Origin of the sequence: Flaviflexus sp. (assembly GCF_041440645.1) — a bacterium.
Lineage (GTDB): Bacteria > Actinomycetota > Actinomycetes > Actinomycetales > Actinomycetaceae > Flaviflexus.
This window is the reverse complement of sequence record NZ_JASDVN010000022.1, coordinates 1-5956: the sequence shown is the minus strand read 5'-3', so window position 1 is coordinate 5956 and position 5956 is coordinate 1. Positions and strand designations below refer to the sequence as shown.

The window sequence follows — 5956 nt, the reverse complement described above, 5'->3', positions numbered from 1 at the left end:
CATCCCCAACTTCGAAATCAAAGAAAACCTGCCAACTACTTGACGCGGGACAGTGCATCTGCATCTGCACGGGTCCGTTCTTGCCGTCTTGAACGAAGCCGGGAGGGATGGTGTCCCAGTGGAGCCTGTTGTCGACCTTGACGGTCAGTCGGAACTCTTCTCCCGCGCTTACGTGGTCTGTGACGTCGGGTTCGAACGGGAGGTACCGCCTTCGTGTTCGACGACGGCCGTGTCATTGACCCAGACGCGGGCGCGGTGGGTGGCGGAGTCGAAGCGGAGCACGATGCGCTCACCTTCCCATCCGCGAGGCACCCTGACCGTGGTCTGGTAGTAGACGTCCCCGACGTAACCGCGAAGCTCACGACCGGGAACGATGTCGTTGAAGCTTGACGGCACCGCCATTTCCCTCGCACCAACGAGATCACTTTCAAACCAGCGTTCTGTTTCTCCCACACCATCCGGGTCGGTCTTGAATGACCAGATCCCCGAGAGGTCCTCGCGTTCACGTGTTGCGGTTTCAAGCGGTTTCAACATGTCACTCCTTGTCGGTACTGGTCTTCTTTAAGTTGTTGCCGGTCAATACTTGAGCTTGTTCTCGCCATTCCGGACGCCATCTGGTTCTGTTCAGTACGGTGGTGGCGATGGGGTTCTGGAGATAGCTTTTCACCGGTTTCTGGATCTTTCCGGCACGATCACTAATTCGGTAGGAACACGTTGGCTGAAGGCTGTGGCGGTTTCACCTGGTCTTTACCTCGTGGACGAGGTGGCAGTGCGCATAATCAGCGCGTTGAGTCGAGGGTGAGTGAGGACTGCGATCTCGGGCATCAAGTAGCGGTCCCATCTGCAGTCCTCTTGCTCGTGATTCTTCAGCTACTTCCCGTATTGGATACAACACTGCGTTCAGACCTCTGGTTTGTCGCAGCCTTCACGCACGGGGTGTTGCATGCACATCACGTGCGTGAGGGCAGCGATGGTTTGCCTGCTAGCCGCCCGTAATGATCATCGTGTCTCGGGCTGTCTGGTCAACTGCCTCTCGGGTGAAGGCCCAGTCGAGCGATTCGCCCTTTGACCACATCTCGAACTGATCATCAACGTGACCGGAGCGTGGGTGGCCGGAGGAGCCTGAGGAGATGATCCACGTAGCTGCATCGAGGTCGCTCATGTCGACCACGATCCGCATGGAGGGGCCGGCGGTCACTTCGTAGTCGACGAGCCCATCCTCATCGACTGCGGGTGAGAAGCCGTTGGCGTTCGGGATGGATGGTCCGCCGGGGATGGGGAGCGGATCGCCGTTGAAGTAGTTGCGGACGATGCTGGGGATGGTGTCGCCTCCCATGACGGGGTGGGTCGGGGTTTCGACGTGGATCTGACCCCACGTCCACTCGCTCATGTCCTCCCCCATCTGCTCGCTCAGGTCCGCATCCATGGCCACCAGTGCCGCGTTCATGGCATCATCCCGGGTCTCGACAGCCTCGGTCTCGGGGTTGTCCCACCACTGGGAGTCCTCCTCGAGGCCAGCGAAGAACACGAGGTAGTTCGAGGAATTGCTGGGATAGAAGCCCTCGATCTGCTTGGCGAGGGTGTTGTCGATGAGGTGCGCGTAGGCGGAGGCCATGATCGCGGCACCGGACTCGTTGATCGCGTTGTGCCCGCCATCCTCGAGCCACGCAGACAGGATGCCCTGTGCCTCCTGGACGCGCTCGTTGTCGCTAGATACATCGGCGAACTGCTGTCCGAGTTCGAGTGCGTAGGGAGACTGGTCGAGCATCATGATCTTTTCGGCCCGCTCGACAGTGAAGAGGGTTCCCGAATCGATGTCGGCTTCGATCTCGTCTCGGATGGCTTGGGAGCGGTACCCAGCATCGGAGTAGCTACCGAGGTAGGGTCCGAGTTCGCTTGGGGTCACCTGCTGGTTGGCGGCCACGATGAAACCCTCGTCGGGATCGAGAGCGGATGGCATGTCTTCAACGTCGTAGTAGCCCTGCCAGTCGTAGGCCGAGTCCCAGCCCGGACGCGGCCATCGACCATCGGCTCCGAGGTTTCCTTCCTGAGGGGTGAGCAGGTCCCCGTCCGCATCTGTCACGGTGGGGCGGATCGGGAAGCGGCCCGGTGCCTGGTAGCCGAAGTGACCGTCGGCGGTCGTGAACACGATGTTCTGTGCGGGTACCTCGAAGATCGCTGCGGCCTCCCGCACTTCGTCGGCGTTGCTTGCTCGGTTGATGGCGAAGATGGCGTCGCCGGTCGTGCCGGGCTTGAGAGCCGTCCATTCGAGTGCGACGGAAAAGTCCCCCGGAGCATCCGGCAGGTCCGCTGCCTTCGTATCGTCGATCAAGAGATCGGACACGATGGGGCCGTGGATGGATTCTCGGACCTCGATGTCGAAGGAGTCGCCGCCGGCGACGTTGATGGTTTCGGTGCGGATCTCGTACTCGACGTCCTCACCGTCACGTTCGTAGGTGGTTTCTCCCGTGTTCTTCTCGATCACGAGGTCGGTGACGTCACCACCCAGGTTCGTGAGCCCCCACGCGAGCTCGGAGTTGCGGCCGATGATGAGTCCCGGCATGCCGGAGAAGGAGAAGCCGGTCGCATCGTACGTGCAGTTGTCGGTGATCTTGACGCAATGGAGTCCCACCTGGTACCAGACCGAGGGATAGGAGATCGTCAGGTGTGGATCGTTCGACAGGATCGGCATGCCCGACTCGGTGTGTTCGCCGCCGATGATGAACGAGTTGGAGCCAACGGCGCTGCCCCGTCCCAGCATGATCGGGAGGGTCTCAAGAGCCTCGTGCGCACCGGTCACGGCCTCGGTGATGGCGATCTCCGAGTCCTGCAAGCCGGCCGCATTGCCCGTACTTGCTTTGCGTGTTGCAGCTCCGCTCGCATCCGTCTCGCTCTCGGACGCTCCGTTCGCGTTCGATCCATTCGAATCACTGGAGTCCGCATCATCATCCGAGTCTGGTCCGGTGCCGGCCGGTTCCAGTCCTCTGCCGTCCCCGCCCTCGCCGTTGGTCATGGGGATGCCACCGGTCCGCGGATAGGAGTCGCGATCCTCGAGATTCGTGCCGTTGACGGAGGGCAGGATCGGTTCGTGACCCGTGGTTGAGAACGCAGGATAGAGCTCCTCAACGCGTGCAGAGTCGCCAAGGCTCGCGTATGCCACGACCCTGCCGGTCTCATCATCGATGTTGTTCTTCAGGTCCCAGGCCATGGCCTTCAGCCACGCGAGGGAGTCGATGCCGGTCCAGGGCTCAATGTCGGCAACGGGAACCGAGAGGGAGAGCACCGTGTACTCGAGCCCGAGTTCCCCCGGCGAGCGATCAGCGATGTAGGCGTTCACGCCATCGGCGTACGCGTCGTAGAAGTCTCTCGACTCCTGGGAAATCATGTCCCATTCTTCTTCGGCGAGCTTGCGCCACCCCATGGAGCGAATAACGGTGTCGGCCTGCTTGGCGGCCTCAACGTCACCGACAAGCTCCGAGAGCCTGCCACCCGTCATGTGCCGGCGATAGTCCATCTCGAAGAAACGGTCCTGAGCGTGGATGTAGCCCTGGGCGCGGAACAGGTCGGCATCGGTCGTGGCGTAGATATTCGGGATACCGTACTCGTCCCGGATGATCTCGATCGTGCCATCGGCTCCCTCAATGACGTGCTCACCCCCGTGATAAGGGAGCGGCTTGTTCAGTTGCTTGACGAGGAAACCACCGCCGGCCAACACGAGTAAGACAGTCAGGGCCAATAGAACGATTCCGGTTTTCCGGATTATCCGACGCGACTTTGAATCAGACATGGTCACCTCTCAAAAGCATGTATCGCTCATCCTAGGCCGCAATCACCGTGTTCAGTTGGAGGACGGGCATCGAACTTACTTTCCGGTAACCGGGAGGTTCTGTGCCGTTCCCCTTGGCTTGCCAGGTGCCTACTCATGGGGCTTCACGCTGGTTCACTCTGTGCTTAAGCAAGACCGGGGGCTGGCGGGATGCGACTGGCGCCTGCCCGACGGATCTCCCCATCGATCCCTCTGCCGTCCTTGAACGTTGTTGCCATGGGCATTGAACGTTTCATCCAAGGGGTGGAAGGTGCGGTTTTCTGCTGAGGCTCTCCGACTGCTGGCACCAGGCGCGAAGGACGCAGGGCGGGTGCTGTATCCGGAGTTACGGTTGCGCCGCAACTCTTGGCAACTTGTTGCATAACGGATTACCCTCCATCACGCTTGAGTGGTAAGCCCTACTGACAAAGGAGTTAGGCCATGACCATCTCTCAACCCGCTCCCGCAACCGCAGACATTGGCGTCACCGGCATGGGGGTGATGGGACGCAATCTCGCCCGCAACCTTGCACGCCACGAGCACCGCGTTGCCATCCACAACCGCACCGTGTCCCGTACCGAAGATGTCATGGAGCAGTTCGGTGACGAAGGATCGTTCGTTCCTTCCGAAACTCTCGAAGACTTCGTCTCTTCCCTGACCCTTCCCCGCGTCGCCATCATCATGGTGCAGGCGGGCAAGGCAACCGACGCCGTCATCGATGATCTCGCTGACCTCCTCGACGAGGGCGACATCATCGTTGACGCCGGCAACTCGCTCTTCTCCGACACGCGCCGACGCGAGGCAGCACTGAAGGAACGCGGACTCCACTTCGTTGGCTGTGGCGTATCCGGTGGTGAAGAAGGCGCCCTCTGGGGTCCGTCGATCATGCCCGGTGGCTCGAAGGAATCCTACGACCGCCTCGGCCCCATGCTCGAATCGATCTCCGCTCACGTCGATGGCGAGCCCTGCTGCACCCACGTGGGTGAGGACGGTGCGGGCCACTTCGTCAAGATGGTGCACAACGGCATCGAGTACGCGGACATGCAGGTCATTGGCGAGGCCTACGACCTTCTCCGCCGCGGCCTTGGCCTCAAGCCCAAGGAGATCGCAGACATCTTCGCAACCTGGAACGAGGGCGACCTCGACTCGTATCTCATGGAGGTCTCGGTTGAGGTTCTCCGCCAGGTCGATGCCGAAACCGGCACACCCCTCGTTGACCTCATCGTCGACCGTGCAGGCCAGAAGGGCACGGGCATGTGGACCGTGCAGACCGCACTCGATCTCGCCGTCCCCGTGACCGGCATCGGCGAGGCAACCTTCGCCCGTGGCCTCTCCTCCGCAGTCGTGCAGCGCGAAGCAGCAGCAGACTTCGAGGGCGTCGCCGAGGAATGGAACATCACCGACCGCGACGCCTTCATCGAGGACGTTCGTCAGGCTCTGTACGCCTCGAAGATCATCGCCTACTCGCAGGGATTCAACGAGATCCAGGCAGCAGCTGAGGAATACAACTGGGACATCTCGCTCGCTGACATGGCCCGCATTTGGCGCGACGGTTGCATCATCCGCGCCCGCTTCCTCGGCGACGTCACCGCCGCCTACGACAAGAACCCGGAGCTCCCGCTCCTGCTTGCAGACGACTACTTCTACAACGCGGTGAAGGAAGCGCTCCCGCACTGGCGCAGGGTCGTGTCGCTTGCGGCACTGCACGGCGTCCCCGCACCCGTGTTCTCCTCCTCCCTGTCCTACTACGATGGCGTCCGCGCAGACCGCCTCCCCGCCGCCCTCATCCAGGGACAGCGCGACTACTTCGGCGCACACACCTACAAGCGAGTCGACAAGGAAGGCACCTTCCACACGCTGTGGGCCACCGAGGAACGCAACGAAATCGAGTCATGACCACCTCGTGTGGGGTGGCGGTCAGTTACCCCACACGGTTTCTCGTACTTAGCTCGCGACCTCGTATCCAGCGCGCGCAATGCAGGAACCACAACCTGCTCGCGCAACACGGGGACCACACTGTAGGTGGCCGCCTCAGGCTCAGCCCGCGCAAAAAACAAATACCCTCCATTGATTTCCTGCACCTTTTTTCGACCGGTTCCTGTCGCGCGTCAGACTATGTGGCAGGGGTAGTTAGTTGTTGAAATTACCCTT

The 5956-nt window shown here is 61.2% G+C and carries 3 protein-coding genes; 1 reads left to right on the top strand and 2 read right to left on the bottom strand.

Annotated features, from left to right (window positions below):
- Positions 1 to 168: 168 nt before the first annotated feature.
- On the bottom strand, positions 169 to 534 hold the full coding sequence (locus QMB98_RS03085) for a sugar-binding domain-containing protein (RefSeq protein ID WP_371684185.1): 366 nt from the start codon (positions 532 to 534) through the stop codon (positions 169 to 171).
- A 448-nt stretch (positions 535 to 982) separates the two neighbouring features.
- Positions 983 to 3715, bottom strand: coding sequence for a penicillin acylase family protein (locus QMB98_RS03080; protein WP_371684184.1), 2733 nt, complete (start codon positions 3713 to 3715; stop codon positions 983 to 985).
- Between the two features lie 531 nt (positions 3716 to 4246).
- Here QMB98_RS03080 and gndA point away from each other — a divergent pair.
- The gene (gndA, locus tag QMB98_RS03075; RefSeq protein WP_371684183.1) at positions 4247 to 5701 is read left to right on the top strand and encodes an NADP-dependent phosphogluconate dehydrogenase; all 1455 of its coding nucleotides are present in this window, start codon (positions 4247 to 4249) and stop codon (positions 5699 to 5701) included.
- Positions 5702 to 5956 lie beyond the last annotated feature (255 nt).

Excerpts from the sequence above, each read along its gene's own strand:
- QMB98_RS03085 (WP_371684185.1), bottom strand. The coding sequence starts at position 534 with ATGTTGAAACCGCTTGAAACCGCAACACGTGAACGCGAGGACCTCTCG.
- gndA (WP_371684183.1), top strand. The coding sequence starts at position 4,247 with ATGACCATCTCTCAACCCGCTCCCGCAACCGCAGACATTGGCGTCACC.